Raw genomic sequence first — 22,672 nt, forward strand, 5'->3', positions numbered from 1 at the left:
TGTTAATATTACGTTAAACAACGTTAAGAATGGTAACATCTTTCTTACCAATCCGTCTTTTAAACACTAAAACTACTCAAAACAATTAAAATGAAAAAACTATTATTGCTATTTGCTCTTATATTACAAACAGGGGTATTTGCACAAATGAAGAAAAATATCTTACCCAAACCGGGGACAATTATGGGTAAGGTAATTGAAAAGCTATCTAACCAACCACTACCCTATGTAAATATAGTAGTGTATGACACTTCAAGAAAAGTAATAACAGGAGGAATTACAGATGATAAAGGTGAATTTAACATTAAGAACATACCAGAAGGTAAAAGTATTGTTGAAATTCAATTCATAGGCTTTAAAACAGTTGCTAAAAATATTACTATTAACAAGGATCATAAAAATGTAAATCTGGGGACTATTTTTTTAGAAGAAGATTCTACAACGTTACAAGAAGTTGAAGTGAGAGCAGAAACCTCAACGGTTGTACAAAAAGTTGATAGAAAAGTAATAAATGTTGGTAAAGATTTAACTGCTGCGGGCACTACTGCTTCAGAATTACTGAACAATGTACAATCTGTAAGTGTTGACAGTCAAACAGGAAACATCAGTTTACGTGGTAATGAAAATGTACGCGTATTAATTGATGGTAAACCAACAAATATTAGTGAAGCACAAATACTTAAACAAATACCATCGTCATCTATTAAAAGTATTGAATTAATTACCAATCCGTCTGCAAAATACAATCCGGAAGGAATGAGTGGTATCATCAATATTATTTTAAATAAAAATGCTAACATGGGTTTTAATGGTACGGTAGATTTTGGAGTTACTGCAGGCCATTATGTACGTTATAATACATCTACCAACATGAACTATAAAACTGGTAATGTAAATTTCTTCGGCAATTATGGTTATAACGGAGGAGATAATTACAATTATGGTTTTGTTGACAGACCAGGAGCACAAAGGCTGCAAGATTTTGAATTTGTAAATGAAAACAGATCTCATTTATTCAAAGTAGGAGCAGATATTTATTTAGACAAAAAAAATACTTTATCATTATATACAACTCAAAACTGGTATAACGGTGGTGGAAGCGGAACAACCATGATTACAGAAACAGGTACTTTAGTAAGTGATGCTTTCAACAACCAAATAATGGATAATCATTCTGCAACTTATAATGTAAACTATAAACATGATTTTAATGATAAAGGACATAACATTGAATTTGAAGCCAATTACACAGAAAACGATGGTGTTGAAGATGCCATTAATACAGATGTAATTAATCCTACGGATGAAAGTTTAAATTATATAACTGATATTTTAAACGAAGGTAACAACACTCAGATTAACTTAGATTATACCAATCCAATTTCTGAAAATGGTAAGCTGGAATTAGGTGTTGAATATCGTCAAAACAAAACTCAAAATAATAACATAACTACACAAGAAGGGAATCCAAATTCTGACTTTAAATATGATAGAAACATCTATTCTGCCTATGTAAATTACGGACATAAATTTGGTAAGTTAAACACCCAGTTAGGTGCTCGCTTTGAACAGTATGATATTGAAGGTAATTTTAATCAAGAAGGTGAGCAACCTGCTAAAGTAACTGATGAAATATTTAGTGTATATCCTTCTGTGTTTATGACTTATGATGCTACAGAAAAAGATCAATTTCAATTAAGTTATAGCAGAAGAGTTGACCGACCTGGAATTGGACAAGTAAATCCAATTCGTGAATGGAGTACGCCATTAATTACCTCTATTGGTAATCCAGATCTAGTACCTCAATTCACAAACTCGTTTGAATTTAATTATACAAGACAAATTAAAGGAGGATCATTTACTATCGGATCATTCTACAGAAAAATTAACGATGTTATTTCTCGTGTAACTTATCAAGACCCTGAAGATCCAAATGAAGTACGTCAAATTTTATCTTACACCAACTTTGAAGATACAGATGCTTATGGATTAGAGTTTTCTGCAAATTTAAAATTAGCCAAATGGTGGAGAGCTAATTTAAGTACCGAAGTTTATGCTCAAAAACAATTAGGAGTGGTTGATTTAACTGATCCAAATGCCGAACCCTTAGAAGTAGATGCCGACACCTTTAACGCAAGAATTAGCAACAACTTTACAGCTACAAAAGATTTACGTTTTCAAGTATTTGCCATGTACAGAGGTTCTCAAGACGGTATACAATTTAATCGTAAGAATATGTGGATGGTAAATACAGGAGCAACTTACAATGTATTTGATGGTAAAGGAACGCTTTCTTTTAGAGTGAATGATATTTTTAAAGGAATGAAATTTGCTTTTGACTCTACCAACCCATACGTACAAAACGGTCAATTTAACTGGGAAAGTCAAACTGCTTATTTAGGTTTTAACTACAGATTTGGAAGTGGAAAAAACAAAGCTAAATCTAGAAAAAGAAGAGATCGTAATGAAAACCAAGGAGGCGGAGGCTTCTTTTAATCGGGGTTTTATTCAAACCAAAAAATCCGAAGCATTGCTTCGGATTTTTTTATTTCAATCTTAAACTAAATTAAATCTAATTACCAGCGGATAATAACAGAACCCCAAGTAAATCCACTTCCAAAGGCTGCTAACACCACTAAATCACCTTCATTAATCTTTCCTTTTTCCCAAGCTTCTGTTAAAGCAATAATTACAGATGCCGCAGTAGTATTACCATATTTCATGATATTGTTATATACTTTGTCATCTGATAATTGGAATTTCTTTTGAATAAATTGTGCAATACGTAAATTTGCTTGGTGCGGAATTAACATATCAATATCTTCTTTTTGTAATCCGTTTGCTTCCAAACCTTCATTAATAGCTTCAGCAAAACGAGTTACTGCATGTTTAAATACAAACTGTCCGTTCATATATGGGAAGTAAGATATATCATCTGGATCGTTAGCTTCTAAAATCTCAGGTACCCATCTTCCTGTTGAAGGGCCAATCAATGCTAGTTCTTTAGCATGTGCCCCTTCAGAGTGTAAGTGTGAAGATAAAATTCCTTTTCCTTCTTCTTCATTTCTTGATAATACAGCAGCTCCTGCCCCGTCTCCAAAAATTACAGTAACTCCACGTCCACGAGTAGATCTATCTAACCCTCCTGAATGGTTTTCAGCACCTATTACCAATATGTTTTTATACATACCCGTTTTTATAAACTGATCTGCCACTGACATTGAATAAATAAAACCAGAACATTGGTTACGTATATCTAACGCTCCAATTGTTGGCATGTCTAACATATCTTGAATTTGCACTCCTCCACCTGGGAAATACATATCCGGACTCAATGTTGCAAAAATGATAAAATCAATATCATCTTTAGTTAATCCGGCACGTTCAATAGCAATTTTGGCAGCTTTAGCTCCCATTACCGCTGTAGTATCACCAGTTTTAGGGTCTATCCAACGACGTTCTTTGATTCCTGTTCTTTCTTGAATCCATTCGTCACTGGTTTCCATCCACTGCGTCAAATCATCATTAGTTACTACATTTTCTGGAACATAGTATCCTAAACCTGTAATTTTTGAACTATACATAATTATATGTGATTGTTTTTTAGTTGTTTGCAAAATTTAAGCCTGTAAAAGTATGAATTTTAAACTTTTGCACAAAATCACATATATCAATATTTCTTATTTACACCAAAAACTGAAACAAATCAGGTTTATTATTTAAGTAATCACCAAAAAAATTACGTTCCTTCATTTTTATTATTAAAGGCTCTAAATCCTGTTTATTTTTGAGCTCTATACCCACCACTGCAGGAGCATTTTCTCTGCTAGATTTTTTAGTATACTCAAAATGAGTGATATCATCATCAGGACCTAAAATTTCTGCAACAAATTCTTTTAACGCTCCCGCCCTTTGCGGAAAACGAACTATAAAGTAGTGTTTTAAATCAGCATGCAACAAAGCACGCTCTTTTATTTCTGCTGTCCTTGTAATATCATTATTACTCCCGCTTACCACACAAACCACATTCTTGCCTTGAATTTCATCTGCAAAATCATCTAAAGATGCAATAGTCAAAGCCCCAGCAGGTTCTACCACAATTGCATCTTTATTATACAAGTCTAAAATAGTTTGGCACACTTTTCCCTCTGCAACGGTACTCATTTCATCTATGGTATCTTTACAAATAGCATAGGTATACTCTCCTACTTGTTGCACAGAAGCTCCATCTATAAATTTTTCAATTTCTTCTAATTTTACATTGTACCCTTTTTCAAAAGCTGTTTTCATAGAAGGTGCTCCTTTGGGTTCTACTCCAATTATTTTGGTGTTAGGAGATATTAATTTAAAGATACTTGAGACTCCGGATGCCAATCCTCCTCCACCTACTGGAAGAAACAAATAATCAATTGGTTGATTGGCTTGCTCTAAAATTTCTAAGGCTACGGTGGCTTGTCCTTCTATAATTTTAGGATCATCAAAAGGATGTACAAATATTTTTGAAGATTGGTGGCATTCTTTTAGAGCTTCGTTATAAGAATCATCAAAAGTATCTCCTATCAAATTCACCGTTACATACTTTCCTCCAAACATTTTAACCTGCTCAACCTTTTGTTTTGGTGTAGGTGAAGGCATATAAATAGTCCCTTCTATTTTTAACCGGCTACAAGCTAATGCTACTCCTTGCGCATGATTACCGGCACTTGCACAAACAATACCTCTTGCACATTCTTGTGGAGTTAATGACTTTATTTTATTGTAGGCACCACGAATTTTATAAGAGCGCACTTGTTGTAAATCTTCTCTTTTTAAAAATACATTTGCCTTAAACTTTTTTGAGTAGGTTAAACTATGCATTAAAGGTGTTACAGAAACAACTTCTTTTAAAGTAACCTCTGCTTCTTTTACATCTTTTAACGATACTTTATATTTTGTTTCTACCTCCATAAATTATACTAAAACTGCATCTTTAACTTCCTTTTCTACCTTTAATTTTACTTTCTTCATTGCTGTCATTGAATTACGCAGACGTTTACCTACCGCTTCAATAGTATGATTTCTAATAGCTTCGTTAACCTTAATTAAGTACACATTATCTACTTCATTGGTTTTTGAAAAAGGTTTACCAATTACATCAGTATTAACTGATTTCATAAAATCTTGTAACAATGGTTTTGCTGCATGATCAAACAAGTAGCAACCGTACTCTGCAGTATCGGAAATCACTCTATTCATTTCATACAATTTTTTTCTTGCAATAGTATTTGCAATTAACGGTAACTCGTGTAACGATTCGTAATACGCAGATTCTTCAATAATACCCGAACTTACCATCGTTTCAAAAGCCAACTCTACTCCCGACTTTACAAAGGCTACTAACAAAACTCCGTTATCAAAATATTCTTGTTCTGAAATATCTGCGGATGTTAATGCAGCTTTTTCAAAAGCCGTTTCAGCAGTTGCGGCTCTCCATGTTAACAGATCTTTATCATCATTAGCCCAATCTTTCATCATGGTTTCAGAAAAATGTCCGGACATAATATCATCCATATGCTTTTGAAATAAAGGACGCATGATATCTTTTAATTCTTCAGATAATTCAAAAGCTTTAATTTTTGCAGGATTGGATAATCTGTCCATCATATTCGTGATTCCACCGTGCTTTAAGGCTTCTGTAATAGTTTCCCAACCATATTGTATTAATTTAGCTGCATACCCCGTATCTACTCCTTTTTCAACCATTTTGTTAAAGCATAAAATGGATGCCGTTTGTAACACACCACATAAAATGGTTTGCTCGCCCATTAAATCGCTTTTTACCTCAGCAACAAAAGAAGATTCTAACACTCCTGCTCTATGTCCGCCCGTAGCCACCGCATACGCTTTAGCTTGCGACCATCCTTTATTTTCAGGATCATTTTCTGGATGCACTGCAATTAAAGTAGGTACTCCAAAACCACGTTTGTACTCCTCACGCACTTCTGTTCCTGGACATTTTGGTGCTACCATAATTACGGTAATATCTTCTCGAATCTTTGTTCCTTCTTCCACAATATTAAATCCGTGAGAATAACTTAACGTTGCTCCTTTTTTCATCAAAGGCATGACAGAAGTAACCACATTGGTATGTTGTTTATCGGGTGTTAAGTTCAACACCAAATCAGCAGTCGGAATTAATTCTTGGTAAGTACCCACATTAAAATCATGCTCAGTAGCGTTTTTGTATGAAGCACGCTGCTCATCAATAGCCACCTGACGTAAGGCATAAGAAACATCTAAACCTGAATCTCTCATGTTCAATCCTTGATTTAAACCTTGAGCTCCACACCCTACAATTACTATTTTTTTGTCTTTTAATGCTTTTACGCCTTCTTCAAATTCTGACGCTTCCATAAAGCGACATTTGCCTAATTGTTCTAATTGTTGTCTTAATGATAATGTGTTAAAATAATTTGCCATTGTAGTATGTTTTTATAATTGAAATGCTTCAAGCATTTTTGTTATTTCCATGGGTTCTTTTGTAACTGCTATGCGTCCGGATCTTGTAAATTGTAAAATTCCGAAAGCGCTTAACTCTCTGTGAAGTAATTCTATTTCACTTTTTCTTCCTGATTTTTCAAGTACAAAGAATTCTTTGTTCACCGTAACAATTCTTGCATTGCTTTCTTTAATGATATTTTGGATTTGACGGTCGTTGAACAACAAATCCGACTTTATTTTAAACAAACAAGATTCTTGATAAATAGTATCCTCATCAGTATGATAATAGGCTTTTATTACCTCAACCTGCTTATCTATTTGACCAATAATTTTTTTTATTTGTTCTTCTGATAAGGTGGCTGTGATCGTCCATTTAGAAATGTTTTTTATTTCTGAAACCGAAGAATTGATACTTTCTATATTGATGTGTCTTCGCTGAAAAATTGCTGAAATACGATTGAGTAATCCAATATTATTTTCAGTGTACACTGTAACGGTGTATAATTGTTTTTCTTGACTCATACTAACTTAATCTTATATCTGAAACACTTGCTCCTGTAGGTATCATAGGAAAAACATTGTCTTCCTTTTCAACAGAAACTTCTAAAAAATAGGCTTCCTTAGCATCCATCATTTCTTTTACAGCAGAAGCTAAATCTTCTCTTTTGGTCACTTTTTTTGCTTTGATATGATAACCTTCAGCAATAGCAACAAAATTTGGATTTAGAATTTCTGTGGATGCATAGCGTTTATCAAAAAATAATTGTTGCCACTGACGAACCATCCCTAAAAAATCATTATTCAGCACCACGATTTTTACTGGTACTTTCGTCTGGAAAATAGTTCCCAACTCTTGAATGGTCATTTGGTAACCTCCATCTCCTATAACCGCAACCACGTCTCTAGTTGGTGCAGCCATTTTAGCTCCTATTGCCGCTGGAAGCGCAAAACCCATAGTGCCTAAACCACCCGAAGTAATATTACTTCTCGTTGTATTAAAATCGGCATAACGGCAAGCAATCATTTGGTGTTGCCCTACATCACTTACAATTGCTGCTTTCCCTTGACTTTGTTTATTGATTTCCTTTAAAACTTCACCCATGGTTAAGCCTTCTTTGGTCGGATTTAAATCGTTATTGATGACTTTTTCATGTTCAATTTTGTATAAATCTTTAAACTTTTGATGCCACTCTTGATGCGAATTTTCATTTAAAAGAGGTAATAATACTCTTAACGACTCTTTGGCATCACCTAACACAGCCACATCGGTTTTTACGTTTTTATCAATTTCCGCAGGATCAATTTCAAAGTGAATTACTTTGGCTTGTTTTGCATAGGTATTTAAATTTCCCGTAACACGATCGTCAAAGCGCATTCCTATAGCTATCAATACATCGCATTCATTTGTTAACACATTAGGTGCATAGTTCCCATGCATTCCAACCATACCTACATTTAAAGAATGACTTGTGGGTATTCCCGAAGCTCCTAAAATGGTCCATGCTGAGGGTAAGCCAGCTTTTTCAATCACTTGTTTAAACTCTTCTTCAGCTTCTCCTAAAATGATTCCTTGCCCCCAAACCACTAATGGTTTTTTGGCATTATTGATCAATTCTGCAGCCTTTTTCACAGATGATAAATCGATTTTTGGTAAAGGATTATAACTGCGAACTCCTTTGCATTTTTCATACTTAAAATCGAATTCTTCAAACTGTGCATCTTTAGTAATGTCTATCAAAACTGGTCCAGGTCTTCCGCTTCTTGCTATGTAAAATGCTTTTGCTAAAACTTCTGGGATTTCTGATGCTTTTGTTATTTGATGATTCCATTTGGTAACCGGTGTAGAAATACCTACAATATCCGTTTCTTGAAAAGCATCTGTACCGAGTAAGTGTGACCCTACTTGACCAGTAATACACACCATGGGTGTAGAATCTATTTGTGCATCTGCAATTCCTGTGATTAAATTTGTGGCTCCGGGGCCGGAAGTAGCTATTGCAACACCCACTTTACCAGAAATACGTGCATACCCTTGAGCTGCATGAGTTGCTCCTTGCTCATGTCGTGTTAACACATGATGAATTTTATCTTGGTATTTATACAACTCATCATACACAGGCATAATAGCTCCACCTGGATATCCGTACAGAATATCAACTCCTTCTTCTAATAAACATCTCACTACTGCTTCACTACCAGATATACGTTCGGTTGTTTTTACTTTTGTAGCTTCTCTTTCTATTGTTTGTAGCTCTTTCATAATTATAAAAATTAAAATTCATCAGTAACACAACCTTTGGAAGCTGATGAAACCGTTTTTGCATACTTATATAAAACACCTCTTGAAAATTTAAGTTCTGGTGCTTTCCATTGTTTTTTTCTTTCTAGCAATTCTCCCTCAGAAACCTCTAGCGTAATACTGTTGGTTTCTGCATCAATAGTTATTATATCTCCATCTTTTACCAAAGCTATTGTTCCGCCTTCTTGTGCTTCAGGGGTAATATGTCCGACTACGAACCCATGTGTACCACCAGAAAAACGTCCATCGGTAATTAATGCCACGTCTTTACCTAGACCTGCACCCATAATAGCTGCTGTAGGCTTTAACATTTCCGGCATACCGGGACCTCCTTTAGGGCCTTCATAACGAATTACGACTACGTCTCCTTTTTCTACTTTTCCATTTCTAATAGCATCGTTGGCTTCATACTCACCATCAAATACTTTTGCTTTTCCTGTAAATTTCAATCCTTCTTTTCCGGTAATTTTAGCCACACTACCATCTTTAGCTAAGTTTCCATATAACATTCTTAGGTGACCTGACACTTTTATTGGTTTTTCTATAGGCTTGATAACGTCTTGTCCTTCCGATAGATCGTCAACATCCAATAAATTTTCAGCAATGGTTTTACCAGTAACGGTCAAACAATCACCGTGAAGTAATCTTTTTTTAAGAAGGTATTTTAGTACTGCTGGAATTCCGCCCACAGTATGAACATCTTCCATCAAGTATTTTCCGCTTGGTTTTAAATCGGCTAAAAATGGAGTTTCATCACTTATTCTTTGAAAATCTTGTAGGGTAAAATCAACATTAGCTGCTCTTGCAATGGCTAAAAAATGTAATACTGCATTGGTAGAACCTCCTAAAATAGTTACCAATCGTACTGCATTTTCCAAAGATTTTTTAGTGATGATGTCCGATGGTTTGATATCTTTTTCTAATAATAATCGAATAGCTTCTCCTGCTCTTACAGATTCTTCCTTTTTAGCATCACTCAATGCCGGATTAGAAGAATTGAAAGGTAATGTCATTCCTAATGCTTCAATAGCTGAAGCCATAGTGTTTGCAGTGTACATACCACCACAAGCACCCGCACCTGGACATGCTTTTTCAACAATACTTTGATATTCTGCTTCGCTCATAGTGCCTGCAACTTTGCTTCCCCAAGCTTCAAAAGCAGAAACTACATCTAACTTCTTCCCGTTATGACAACCAGAATCAATAGTACCACCATACACCAAAATGCTTGGTCTGTTTAAGCGAATCATTGCCATTAAAGCCCCAGGCATATTCTTATCACAGCCCACAACGGTAATTAACCCGTCGTAACTCATTGCTTGTACCACGGTTTCCATAGAATCAGCAATAATATCTCTAGAAGGTAATGAATAGCGCATACCCGGTGTTCCCATAGAAATACCATCACTTACACCAATGGTATTAAAAATGAGTCCTACCACATCTTCATTTTTGGTTCCTTTTTTGACCAATTTTGCTAAATCATTCAGATGCATATTACACGGATTTCCTTCATAACCTGTACTGGCAATTCCTATAATGGGTTTATAAAAATCTTCATTAGTTAATCCGATGGCATGTAACATTGCCTGTGCTGCAGGTTGTGTTGGATCTTGTGTGACTGTTTTACTGTATTTATTTAGCTCCATTATACTGATTGTAATTTGCGTTTTCCTAATACTAAATCTTTATACATGTGCATTAATTGATAACCTAACGACTCTTCCCACGCTAGTGGAAATTGATAATCATCTAAGGATTGTAACCCAACAACTTCAGCAGCTGTACCGGTAAAAAAGCAAGCATCTGCTTGTTTTAATTCTTCTAATGTGAAATGTTTTTCTTCTACTTCAAAACCTTCTTCTTTACATAAATCAATGACTGTAGAGCGTGTAATACCAGGCATGATATGTCCTTTTGGAGGTGTAACTAATTTATTACCTTTTTGCATGAATACATTGGCTCCTGAGCATTCGGCAACATTCCCATTCATATCTAACAAAAGTGCTTCATCAAACCCTTTTTGTTTAGCTTCATTAGTTGATAAGATAGAATTTACGTAGTGCCCGGTAACTTTTGTTTCTACAAAACACGATTTTGGGTTAGGTCTTTGAAAACTTGAGGTCATTACTCTAAGTAACTTATCGCCCATATATTTACCCCACTCCCAGCATTGAATGGTTATATTAACCTCAGATGACGTTCGTAAACTCATATCAGCACCCGTAGTAATCAATGGTCTTATATACGCATCTTTTAAATTATTTTTTTCTAATAATTCATAGGTAATCTCACATAACTCTTCTGGAGTATAGTTAAATTCCATACTCATTACGTGAGCCCCTTTGATAAGTCTTTCGTAATGGTCTAAGCCTTTAAATATTTTTGCTCCCTCGGGAGTATCATAAGCTCTGATACCTTCAAACACACCATTACCATAGTGTAAGGTTTGTCCGTACAAATTAGTATTTGCTTCTGCAGGCTTTAAAAATTTACCGTTATGAAAAACGTAACTGTCGTTAGTATAATACATGGCTATAATCGATTTAATTCAAAGTTATTTTTTTACTATTCTATAAACATTCCATTTTTATGCTTTCTCCTAAACCAATTGAATTTAAAAATCAGTTAAATTATTGATTATTAGGTTTTTGTAATTTTATTTTTATGATGTTCACCATAAAAAAAAGCCTGCATCAAAATATTGACACAGGCTTTTAAGCATAGCAACTTCCCGTATCAACCCGTTAAGGGGCTAATAATGACAATAATTAAGATGATTACTATGCTTACTATTTTTTTCATACTGTTAAAAACTAAAAAAGGCTTCCTGAATTCAGGAAGCCTTTATAAATTTATTTTGTAATAAAATACACTTCCTTATCCTTGTGAACTAATCACAACGATAATAATAGAAATGATATTTAAAACTTGTTTTTTCATTTATTTAACAAATATCTAAAATTATTTTAACTTTCCTAATAAAAACTTAAAAAAATTAAATAATTGTGCTTCTTCCCATATGTAAATTCTGAAAATTGATATTATTATCTTCTTGATTGAAAATATAATCTTCAATAAAATCGCCTACTTTATTGGTGGAAAAAGGCTGATCTGAATTAATATCTTCCGTAGTGATTCCTAATTCTAAAGATTTTTGTACGGCTTTTTCAATTATCGCTGCTTCTGTATGCAACCCTAAATGCTGTAACAACATTGCGGCTGATAAAATGGAAGCCAATGGATTTGCTGTGTTTTTTCCTTTTGCTTGCGGATATGAACCATGAATGGGTTCAAATAACGCATTTTCATTACCTACAGATGCCGATGCTAACAGTCCAATAGAACCGCCAATAACGCTAGCTTCATCTGAAATAATATCACCAAACAAATTCTCAGTTAAAATTACATCAAACTGTTTTGGGTTTAAAATAAGCTGCATTGCAGCATTGTCAACAAATAAAAAATCTAATGCTACATCTGGATACTGGCTTGATAATGCAGTTACCGTTTTACGCCATAATCTTGAGGTTTCTAACACGTTTGCCTTATCAACTAATGTTAATTTTTTTTGTCTGCTTTGTGCTGACTTAAACGCTAAATGAGCAATTCTTTCAATTTCTTCTACGGTATAAGAACAACCATCAAAAGCTGTTTGTCCATCTTCGCTCAATTCTTTTGTACCAAAATAAATTCCACCGGTCAATTCTCTAAATATGGTAATATCGGTGTCTTTTATTCTGTCTTTTTTTAAAGGGGACCTCTCTATAAGTTGATCGTAAGCTTTTACCGGACGAACATTACAAAACAAACCTAATTCTTTACGCAATCGTAACAAACCTTGTTCCGGACGTATTTTTGCTGTTGGGTCATTATCGTATTTAGGGTCACCAATAGCTCCGAATAAAATAGCATCCGATTTTTTACATAAATTCAATGTTTCATCTGGTAGCGGATTGCCCGTTTCATCAATAGCACAAGCCCCCATTAATCCTTCTTTATACACAAAAGTGTGATCATAAACCTCTGCAATGGCTTTTAATGCTTTTTTTGCTTGAGCAGTTACTTCGGGACCTATTCCGTCTCCTGGTATAATAGCAATATTAAACTTCATTATTATAAATTATAGCGAAGCCTCAAACGCTTCAATTTTTTCTTTTTTACTTAATAAAAAGTCGATATCATCATATCCGTTTAACAGACATATTTTTTTATATGGATTGATATCAAATTCTATATTTCCTATAGGTGTTTTTAATCTTTGATCTTCTAAATTCACTACAATCGTAGTTTCTGGTTCTTCAGATACTTTTTTAAGTAACTTTTTTAAATATTCTTCGGATACTTGTATTGGTAAGATTCCGTTGTTTAATGCATTTCCTTTAAAAATATCTGCAAAAAAACTAGAAATAACTACTTTAAAACCATATCCTGCTAAAGCCCATGCTGCATGTTCTCTACTCGATCCACATCCAAAATTATCACCGGCAATTAATATACTCCCTGAATATTTATCTTGGTTAAGAGCAAAGTCATTATTAATACTTCCGTCTTTATGAAAACGCCAATCTCTAAACACATTGTCTCCAAATCCTTTTTTATCAGTTGCTTTTAAAAAGCGTGCAGGGATAATTTGATCAGTATCTATATTTTCTGTTGGCAGCGGAACTCCCGTATCTATTAATTTCACAAACTTTTCCATATTAATTGAGGTGCTTGGTAATGTCAATAATTCTTCCTTCAATAGCTGTTGCTGCTGCCACAAGTGGACTTGCCAAAATAGTACGGGCCCCTTGTCCTTGACGACCTTCAAAATTTCTATTTGACGTTGATACACAATATTCTCCTTCGGGGATTTTATCATCATTCATTGCCAAACAAGCAGAACAACCCGGTTGACGAAGCTCAAAACCTGCCGCTTCAAAAATATTTTGAAGTCCTTCATCCTGAATTTGCTTTGCTACTTTTTGTGAACCCGGAACTAACCATGCATTGACATTTCTTGCTTTCTTTTTTCCTTTTATATAATTAGCTGCTACTCTAAAATCTTCAATTCTTGAATTGGTGCAACTTCCTATAAAAACGTAGTTTACTTTCTTATTTATCAAGCTTTCTCCTTGTTGAAAATTCATGTAACTCAATGATTTCTCAAAAGATTCGTTGTTATTTTTAGGAATCGTTTCTGTAATTTTTATTCCCATTCCCGGGTTGGTACCATAGGTAACCATTGGCTCAATATCTTCTGCATCAAAATGATATTCTTTATCAAAAACAGCACCTTCATCTGTTTTTAAGGTTTTCCAATAGGCAATTTTCTCCTTTAATTCCTCTCCCTTAGGCGCAAACTCTCTTCCTTTAATGTATTCAAACGTAGTTTCATCAGGAGCAATCATACCTCCTCTCGCCCCCATTTCAATACTCATATTACATACCGTCATACGACCTTCCATAGACATATCTTCAAACACATCTCCTGCATATTCACAGAAATAACCAGTTCCTGAATTGGTACCTAGTTTAGCTATGATGTACAAAATCACATCTTTTGGAAGTACTCCTTTTTTCAACGAGCCATATACATTTACTCGTAGTTTTTTAGGCTTTTCCATCAATAAACACTGACTTGCAAACACCTGCGCTACTTGACTTGTACCTATACCAAAAGCAATCGTACCAAAAGCTCCGTGTGTAGAGGTATGACTATCGCCACAAACCATAGTCATCCCCGGTTGGGTAATACCCAATTCTGGCGCCATTACGTGCACAATACCGTTGTACTCATGACCTAAACCATACAAAGTAATTCCGTTTTCTTGACAATTTTTAGTAAGTTGCTCTAATTGATTTTTAGACAACGGATCTTTAATGGGCAAATGTTGATTGACCGTTGGTGTATTATGATCGGCAGTAGCCACAATTTTATCAGGTCTTGCTATGGGAATGTTTCGTTCTTTTAGCTCGTTAAATGCTTGCGGACTTGTAACCTCATGAATCAAATGCTTATCAATGTATAAAATTTGAGGTCCGTTTTTAACTACATCAACCACATGTGCATCCCACACTTTATCAAACAATGTCTTTTTCATTAGGCAACTGCTATTTTAGATACTTTACTCACTTGTTTCATAATTTTATGAATATCTTCATCTATTACTTCTTTTTGCTTATCAGCAAACAATAAAAAAGTTTGGTAAGCTATATCAAGCTGTAATTTTGTTAACTCATACCCTACTTTCTTAGCTCTATAGGCCAATGCAGCTCTACCGCTTCGGGCGGTTAATATAATAGCACTTTCTGTTACTCCTACTTCTTCCGGATTAATAATTTCATACGTTTGTCTGTTTTTTATCACTCCGTCTTGATGAATTCCAGAACTATGTGCAAACGCATTCGCACCTACAATAGCTTTGTTGGGTTGCACTGGCATACCCATTTTTTCACGAACCATTAAACTTGTGTCATATAAAAGCTGTGTATTTATAGATGTTTGAAGATTTAAATAAGGATGTTGTCTTAACACCATTACTACTTCTTCCAACGCTGTATTACCTGCGCGCTCACCCACACCATTTATGGTACATTCTATTTGACGAGCACCATTTACCACACCAGAAATAGAATTTGCCGTAGCCAATCCTAAATCGTTATGACAATGACAAGAAATAGTAACATTTTCTATACCCTTTACATGCTCTTTTAAATACTTAATTTTTGCTCCGTATTCTTCTGGCAAACAATATCCGGTAGTATCAGGAATATTTAAAACTGTTGCACCGGATTTTATGGCTTCTTCACAAACTTTAGCTAAAAAATCGTTTGCTGTTCTACCTGCATCTTCTGCATAAAACTCCACATCATCTACAAAGTTTTTAGCATACGAAACTGCTTCTTTTGCTCTTTTAATTACTTCTTCTTGAGAAGAGTTGAATTTGTATTTTATATGTGAATCGCTGGTACCAATACCGGTATGAATTCGGGGTTTGCTGGCATATTTTAATGCTTCTGCCGCAACTTCTATATCTTTTTTAACTGCTCTGGTCAAACCACACACAGATGCATTTTTAACTAGTTTTGCTATTTCATTTACAGAATTAAAATCGCCAGGGCTAGATACAGGAAACCCTGCTTCAATAACATCCACACCCAACTCATCTAATCTTTCAGCAATAATTAGTTTTTGGTGCGTATCTAATTTACATCCTGGAACTTGCTCTCCATCTCTTAATGTAGTATCAAAAATTTCGACCTTTTCGTTATTCATATTTGTCTAAATAATTATCTAACATAAAAGCAAATGTATATATTGCTTTATCTGAAGGCACAAATAAGCGATTAGAGTTTACGATGTTTAGAGCACTAAAAAAACGTTCTAACCCTATAAAAAACAACAGGTTGAAATGAAAAATTTTACAACGGTTAACAAACATGATGATTCTTTATTTATTTTAATAAAGTCTTTAACTAAATCAGAAAAACGTCAATTTAACTTATATGTAAGTAGATTGGATGGGAATACTGATGCAAAATTTTTTGCCCTTTTTAAGTTTTTAGACAAGCAAAAATATTACAATGAAAAAGACATTCTAGATAAAGGAATTGTAAGCAAACAACAACTTTCTAATTTAAAGTCTCATTTATACAAACAAATTTTAACCAGTTTACGATTAAATCCGCAGCACAAAAACATACGAATTCAGATTAGAGAACAACTCGATTTTGCTACTATTCTTTATCAAAAAGGACTGTATAAACAAAGTTTAAAAATCCTCGAAAAAACCAAAAAAGTAGCTTTGGATTATGAAGAAAAATATTTGGCTCAAGAAATTATAGAATTAGAAAAAGTAATTGAAAACCAATATATTACCAGAAGTATTAGTTCAAGAGCCGATGAATTAACTTTACAAGCTAAAGAAGTTAGTCAACTAAATGTAATAACCAGTAAACTCTCTAATTTATCGCTTCAGTTATATAGTTTATTATTAAAAAGAGGTTATGTAAAAAGTGATGAAGAGTTAGAGGAAATAAACTCTTATTTTGAAGCCAGAATGCCCGATTACGAGTTTGAAAAATTAGGATTTCGTGAAAAACTATGGTTATACAAAGCACATTTATGGAGAAGTTTTCTCACTCAAGATTTTTTACAGAGCTATAAATATTCAAATAAGTGGGTAGATTTGTTTCAAGATGATCCAAAAAACATTCAAACCCACCCAGTTTTCTATTTAAAAGGGAAAAATTATTTTCTGGAATCTTTATTCTTTTTGAAACATTACGCTAAGTTTAAATCAGAACTTGATTGTTTTGAAAAAGAGATTGCCAATAATGAAATAGTGATGAATAGTAATACAGAAATGTTGTCCTTTTTGTATTTATATTCAAACAAATTACACTTGCATTTTTTAGAAGGAACCTTTGCAGAGGGTGAGTATTTGGTTGACATCATCAATAAAAAAATTAACGAATATGAAGATAGGTTAGATAATCATCACATCGTTATTTTATACTACAAAATAGGATGTTTGTACTTTGGTGCCGGCAATTACAAAAAAACGATTGAATACTTATCAAAAATCATCAATTCTAAAAACTTAAAAGTTGGTGACGATTTACAGTGTTTTGCTCGTATACTTAGTTTAATTGCCCATTATGAATATGGATTAGATTACGATTTAGAACGTCAATTTAAAGATACCTATAAATTTTTACTTCAAATGAAAAACTTACAGGCTGTTCAGAAAATTTTTATTGAAAGTATTAGAAATTTAAGTGATCTCTATCCGCACGAATTCAAAAAAGAATTTAAAAGAGTATATAATGTACTACAACCTTATGAGCATCATCCTTATGAGAAAAGAGCCTTTTTGTATTTAGATATTCTGTCTTGGCTAGAAAGTAAGATTGAAAACAAACCGGTTGCATTTATTATTAAATCGAAATTGCCTTAAAAAAGTCATTTTGTCAGTTTATCTTGTTTGGTATTTTTTTTGTCGTTTCTGTATCAGAACTAATAAATAAATTAAAAACATAGATAAAAATGAGTAAAGGAAATATTAATGTATCGGTAGAAAATATCTTTCCGTTAATTAAAAAATTCTTGTATTCTGATCACGAAATCTTTTTACGTGAGCTTATTTCAAATGCTACAGATGCAACTACCAAGCTTAAACACTTAATTTCTATTGGAGAAGCTAAGGTTGAATATGGTAATCCGCAAATTGAAATAAAAATAGATAAAGACAACAAAACACTTCATATCATTGATCAAGGTTTAGGTATGACTGCTGAAGAAGTAGAAAAGTACATTAACCAAATTGCTTTTTCTGGTGCAGAAGAGTTTTTAGAAAAATACAAAGACACGAATAATGATACTGGTGTTATTGGTCACTTCGGATTAGGTTTTTATTCTGCTTTTATGGTGGCAGACAAAGTAGAGATCATTACCAAATCATTTAAAGAAGAACCTGCTGCTCATTGGACATGTGACGGATCTCCTGAATACATCTTAGAGCAACACGACAAAACTGACAGAGGGACAGAAATTATCTTACACATTTCTGAAGATGAGCAATCGTTTTTAGAAGAAGGTAAAATCCGTGAGTTATTAGTAAAGTACAATCGCTTTAATCAAATTCCGATTAAATTCGGAACCAAAACAGAAACCTTACCGTTACCGCAAGATGCTGCTGAAGATGCAAAACCAGAAACAAAAGAGGTTGATAACATCATTAACAATACCGAACCAGCATGGACTAAAAAACCAGCGGATTTAGAAGCAGAAGATTATACAACTTTTTACAGAGAGTTGTATCCGATGCAGTTTGAAGAGCCGCTTTTCCACATTCATTTAAATGTAGATTATCCGTTCAACTTAACCGGTATTTTATACTTCCCTAAGTTATCTCAAAACATAGATATTCAAAAAGATAAAATTCAATTATACCAAAACCAAGTATTTGTAACAGACAATGTTGAAGGTATTATACCTGACTTTTTACAAATGCTAAAAGGTGTAATTGATTCTCCAGATATTCCGTTAAACGTATCTCGTTCATACTTACAAGCAGACGGAGCTGTAAAGAAAATTTCAGGATACATTACTAAAAAAGTAGCTGATAAGCTTTCATCTTTATTCAAAAACAACCGTGAAGATTTTGAGCAAAAATGGAACGATATCAAAGTAATTATTGAATACGGAATGCTTTCTGAAGATAAGTTCTTTGATAAAGCAAAGAAGTTTGCGTTATATCCAACAGTAAACGACACCTATTTTACGTTTGATGAATTAGTTGAAAAAACGAAAGACGCTCAAACAGATAAAGACGGTAATCATATTGTTTTATACGCTGCAAACAAAGATGCACAACACTCGTATATTGAAGATGCTAAAGCAAAAGGATACGAAGTTTTGTTGTTAGACTCTCCAATAGTTTCGCACTTAATGCAAAAACTAGAAATGGAATCTGGTGATGCTAAAGTGCAGTTTAAGCGTGTAGATGCTGATCATATTGACAATTTAATCAAGAAAGATGATACGGTAATTTCTAAACTTTCTGAGGAAGAAAAAGAGAAATTAAAACCAATTTTAGAAAGTACCATTAACAACTCTAGTTACACAGTACAATTAGAGGCAATGAATTCTAACGCGTCTCCTTTCTTAATTACGGTACCAGAGTTTATGCGAAGAATGAAGGAAATGAGCGCAACTGGTGGCGGAATGATGGGAATGGGTAATATGCCAGAAATGTATAACCTGGTTGTAAACACCAACCATGAGTTAGTTTCTGATATTTTAAATGCAGAGGAAGACAAACAAAAGCAATTGATATCACAGGCGTTTGATTTAGCTAAATTATCGCAAAACCTATTACACGGTAAAGAGTTAACAGACTTTATTAAACGCTCGTATGATTTAATTAAGTAATGTGGTAGTACCACAAACAAACTATTTAAAACCTCTTTGAAAAACAAAGAGGTTTTTTGTTTATCATGAATTTAGTACTTTAGAAACCCATTTTTTATAAAGTTATGACCAGCACTATTGAAGAATATTTATCCGAAGGATGCGGACGCTGTAAGCTTGGAGGAACTCCTGATTGTAAAGTACATACATGGAGCCAAGAATTAGAACTGCTGAGAAACATTGTACTAGAAACCAGTTTAACTGAAGAAATTAAATGGGGAGTACCGTGTTATACTTATAAAAAAAAGAATGTTGTAATGATTAGTGCTTTTAAAAACTTTTGTTGTTTGACATTCTTTAAAGGTTCTTTATTGAGTAATACCCAAAAGTTGTTGGAAAAACAAGGTGAAAATTCTCATGTTACCAGAATTATAAAATTTACCAATACTACTAAAATCAAAAAAAACGAAATCATTATAAAAGCCTTGATTTTTGAAGCTATTGAAATTGAAAAAAGTGGACAACAAGTAATAGTTAAAAAGAATTCAGACCCCATACCTGAAGAATTAGAAAATATATTAGCTACTGATGGCGAACTAAAAAATGCTTTTTTTGCTTTAACTCCTGGTAAACAAAGAGGATATATTTTATATTTTTCTCAGCCTAAACAAGCTAAAACCAGAATTTCTAGAATAGAAAAATGCACACCTAAAATTTTAAATGGCGAAGGCTTGCATGATAAGTACAAAGCAAAAAGAAAATAGCATTTCTTTATTTAAACTACAAACTTTTTACAAAAACTAACTGATTTATCGTAGTTTTCGGTTGACTTTCTTCTGAAAAAAGGTTAGCTTCGTTTGACGTTGAATATAAATGATTAAAACGAATTCATATTCTTAACACTGTTAGCAGTAGTGCTATAATACAATCTTCAAATTCAATGATTAACTAATTCATAAATGGTCAACGACTATCAAAAAATAGACTTATTTGGAAAACAATTTCTACAGCGGTTGGTGATAACTCCTCCGTTTCAGTATGAATTTCCTGTAGAGGAACGAGCCTGTATGCTATTTGTACGAGAAGGCGAACTTCAATACCAACAGAGAGATTTTCAGTATGATATTCCTGCAGAATATTCGTTGTTTCTCAATTGCTTAAATTCAGGAAAAGAAATACATCACACCCAATCTGAAGGCGTTTGTGAAGTGGTGATTTTAACATTCCATCCTGATATTTTAAGAAAAATATACGATAAAGAATTGCCAACTCTATTACAGCGAGGTAAAGCAGTCACCAATCAATCGAGTGGAAAAATCAATCATGATTTTTTGATTAAAAAATATATTGATGGTTTGATGTTTTATTTTGAAAACCCTGCCTTAATCAGTGAAGAAATGATGATTTTGAAATTGAAGGAAATCATCATTTTACTCTCTCAGACACATGATTCAGAGTTAATTAAAACAATATTTTCTCAACTATTCTCTCCAATTTCCTATTCATTTAAACAGGTTATAGAAGCACATTTATATTCTCAAATTAGTATTGAAGAATTAGCACAGCTCACCAATTTTAGCGTTTCGTCTTTCAAAAGAGAATTTTCAAAACTGTACCACGACACGCCCGCTCATTATCTTAAAACCAAAAAATTGGAGAAAGCTGCCGAATTATTATTTGTTTCCGATAGCCGTATTTCTGATATTGCTCACGATTGTGGCTTTAACGACTTAGTCAATTTCACCAAAAACTTCACTGAAAAATATAAAATTTCGCCAAGTCAATATCGCTTGAGCCAAATTGACAAATAATTGAGCTTTTAAAAAAAATCCTTCGTTTCAAATTGTTTCATTTTTGTAATGTCAATAATGACACAAAATTTTAAAATTCAAACAACATGAAACGTACAGCAAAAGCTCATTGGACAGGAACCATAAAAGAAGGAAAAGGACACTTGACCACTGCAAGCGAGGTATTAAACCAATCCAACTACAGTTTTAAAACCCGTTTTACTGGAGAAGAAAAAGGTACAAACCCCGAAGAGTTATTAGCCGCAGCCCATGCCGGATGTTTTACTATGGCTGTGAGTTTAGCTTTAACCCAAAAAGGACTCCATCCTGAAGTTCTCGATACTGAAGCTGAAGTGTATATGAATAACAGCGGAATAACAGGCGTTCATCTCAATATTACTGGACATATTTCAGGCATAACTGCAGAAGAATTTGATGTTGTAACCAAAGATGCGGAAAAGAACTGTTTAATTTCCAAAGTTTTGAATGTTTCGATTAGTTCAAAATCACATCTGGTTTAATATTAAAGAACTTATAATTATGGTATTAGGACTATCAACTTTGGGTATTTTCCACACCCTTATCGGAATTATTGCTATCGTTGCTGCCATTATTTCTTATGTGAAATTTGGCAAAATCAACCTATGGCATACTACAGGTAAAATTTATTTTTATTTCACTATTGTTACTTCACTCACCTCATTAGGTTTATTGAAAAACGGCTTTAACCCAGGTCATATTTTTGCATTGTTCATTGTGATTTTAGTTCTGGTTGCCTATTACCTATATAAGAAAAAACTAGGAAACAATAAATTTCGGTACTTTGAGAATTTTCTATTATCATTTAGTTTTTTCTTGTCTTGGGTTCCAACTATTAATGAGACTTTTACCCGTGTTCCAATTGGAAATCCTTTGGCAAAAGCACCAACAGACCCATTAATTGGATCAACCCTATTGGTATTTTTTGTTGTGTTTATAGTTGGTTCATTCATGCAGTTTAGAAAACAGAGAAAAACAAATATTATCAATAAATAGAAAAAAACCTACCACTAGCATTATGTATAAGCAGTAGCGGAAAAAGTGCTAAAATCAAAATTTCTGATTTTCAGTTATCTTTATGCTTAGCTTAAGAATTAGTGCATTAAATCCGCTACTGCTTATACGCTTAACCGTTAAACAAACCTCTTTAACATCTTATAAAAT

Annotated in this window: 18 protein-coding genes; 7 read left to right on the forward strand and 11 right to left on the reverse strand. The window is 33.6% G+C overall.

All coding sequences use genetic code 11. From position 1 onward, the window contains the following. Positions 1-90 precede the first annotated feature (90 nt). Positions 91-2,496, forward strand: a complete 2,406-nt coding sequence (locus SLH33_RS02955) for a TonB-dependent receptor domain-containing protein (protein WP_320417585.1) — start codon at positions 91-93, stop codon at positions 2,494-2,496. A gap of 80 nt (positions 2,497-2,576) precedes the next feature. On the opposite strand, the gene SLH33_RS02960 is transcribed toward SLH33_RS02955, so the two are convergent. The 11 genes from SLH33_RS02960 to SLH33_RS03010 form a co-directional block, all read right to left on the reverse strand. Further along, positions 2,577-3,584: a beta-ketoacyl-ACP synthase III gene (locus tag SLH33_RS02960; RefSeq protein WP_320417586.1), complete on the reverse strand. Its 1,008-nt coding sequence runs from the start codon at positions 3,582-3,584 to the stop codon at positions 2,577-2,579. A 100-nt stretch (positions 3,585-3,684) separates the two neighbouring features. Next, a complete protein-coding gene (gene ilvA / locus SLH33_RS02965; protein ID WP_320417587.1) occupies positions 3,685-4,947 on the reverse strand; it encodes a threonine ammonia-lyase IlvA in 1,263 nt (420 codons plus the stop codon). A gap of 3 nt (positions 4,948-4,950) precedes the next feature. Continuing rightward, a complete protein-coding gene (gene ilvC, locus SLH33_RS02970; protein ID WP_320417588.1) occupies positions 4,951-6,459 on the reverse strand; it encodes a ketol-acid reductoisomerase in 1,509 nt (502 codons plus the stop codon). Between the two features lie 12 nt (positions 6,460-6,471). Next, the gene (gene ilvN, locus SLH33_RS02975) at positions 6,472-7,002 is read right to left on the reverse strand and encodes an acetolactate synthase small subunit (RefSeq protein ID WP_320417589.1); all 531 of its coding nucleotides are present in this window, start codon (positions 7,000-7,002) and stop codon (positions 6,472-6,474) included. A gap of 1 nt (position 7,003) precedes the next feature. After that, positions 7,004-8,740 carry a biosynthetic-type acetolactate synthase large subunit gene (gene ilvB, locus SLH33_RS02980; RefSeq protein ID WP_320417590.1) on the reverse strand — a complete coding sequence of 579 codons (1,737 nt, stop codon included), beginning with the start codon at positions 8,738-8,740 and terminating at the stop codon, positions 7,004-7,006. Positions 8,741-8,751: 11 nt separating this feature from the next. Beyond that, complete coding sequence (ilvD, locus tag SLH33_RS02985) at positions 8,752-10,428, reverse strand: dihydroxy-acid dehydratase (RefSeq protein WP_320417591.1); 1,677 nt, start codon at positions 10,426-10,428, stop codon at positions 8,752-8,754. Next, positions 10,428-11,312: a branched-chain amino acid transaminase gene (locus tag SLH33_RS02990; protein ID WP_320417592.1), complete on the reverse strand. Its 885-nt coding sequence runs from the start codon at positions 11,310-11,312 to the stop codon at positions 10,428-10,430. Before SLH33_RS02990 ends, ilvD begins: the two co-directional genes overlap by 1 nt. A 465-nt stretch (positions 11,313-11,777) precedes the next feature. Continuing rightward, positions 11,778-12,893, reverse strand: coding sequence for a 3-isopropylmalate dehydrogenase (gene leuB / locus SLH33_RS02995; protein WP_320417593.1), 1,116 nt, complete (start codon positions 12,891-12,893; stop codon positions 11,778-11,780). A 9-nt stretch (positions 12,894-12,902) separates the two neighbouring features. After that, positions 12,903-13,481, reverse strand: a complete 579-nt coding sequence (gene leuD / locus SLH33_RS03000) for a 3-isopropylmalate dehydratase small subunit (protein ID WP_320417594.1) — start codon at positions 13,479-13,481, stop codon at positions 12,903-12,905. Position 13,482: 1 nt separating this feature from the next. Further along, positions 13,483-14,865 (reverse strand): 3-isopropylmalate dehydratase large subunit, encoded by a 1,383-nt coding sequence (gene leuC, locus SLH33_RS03005; RefSeq protein ID WP_320417595.1) that lies wholly within the window; start codon positions 14,863-14,865, stop codon positions 13,483-13,485. Beyond that, the gene (locus SLH33_RS03010) at positions 14,865-16,040 is read right to left on the reverse strand and encodes a 2-isopropylmalate synthase (RefSeq protein ID WP_320417596.1); all 1,176 of its coding nucleotides are present in this window, start codon (positions 16,038-16,040) and stop codon (positions 14,865-14,867) included. Before SLH33_RS03010 ends, leuC begins: the two co-directional genes overlap by 1 nt. A 136-nt stretch (positions 16,041-16,176) precedes the next feature. Here SLH33_RS03010 and SLH33_RS03015 point away from each other — a divergent pair, with 136 nt between their 5' ends. From SLH33_RS03015 to SLH33_RS03040, 6 genes are all read left to right on the forward strand, one after another. Beyond that, positions 16,177-17,724, forward strand: coding sequence for a hypothetical protein (locus tag SLH33_RS03015; protein WP_320417597.1), 1,548 nt, complete (start codon positions 16,177-16,179; stop codon positions 17,722-17,724). A gap of 89 nt (positions 17,725-17,813) precedes the next feature. Next, the gene (gene htpG, locus SLH33_RS03020; protein ID WP_320417598.1) at positions 17,814-19,700 is read left to right on the forward strand and encodes a molecular chaperone HtpG; all 1,887 of its coding nucleotides are present in this window, start codon (positions 17,814-17,816) and stop codon (positions 19,698-19,700) included. A gap of 104 nt (positions 19,701-19,804) precedes the next feature. Continuing rightward, the gene (locus SLH33_RS03025) at positions 19,805-20,443 is read left to right on the forward strand and encodes a YdeI/OmpD-associated family protein (RefSeq protein WP_320417599.1); all 639 of its coding nucleotides are present in this window, start codon (positions 19,805-19,807) and stop codon (positions 20,441-20,443) included. 195 nt (positions 20,444-20,638) lie between these two features. Continuing rightward, positions 20,639-21,490 (forward strand): AraC family transcriptional regulator, encoded by an 852-nt coding sequence (locus tag SLH33_RS03030; RefSeq protein WP_320417600.1) that lies wholly within the window; start codon positions 20,639-20,641, stop codon positions 21,488-21,490. A gap of 86 nt (positions 21,491-21,576) precedes the next feature. After that, positions 21,577-21,990, forward strand: a complete 414-nt coding sequence (locus SLH33_RS03035) for an OsmC family peroxiredoxin (protein ID WP_320417601.1) — start codon at positions 21,577-21,579, stop codon at positions 21,988-21,990. Between the two features lie 19 nt (positions 21,991-22,009). Next, complete coding sequence (locus SLH33_RS03040; RefSeq protein ID WP_320417602.1) at positions 22,010-22,504, forward strand: hypothetical protein; 495 nt, start codon at positions 22,010-22,012, stop codon at positions 22,502-22,504. The last annotated feature ends 168 nt before the right edge of the window (positions 22,505-22,672 follow it).

It is taken from the genome of Tenacibaculum sp. IB213877, assembly GCF_034043975.1.
Taxonomy (GTDB): domain Bacteria; phylum Bacteroidota; class Bacteroidia; order Flavobacteriales; family Flavobacteriaceae; genus Polaribacter.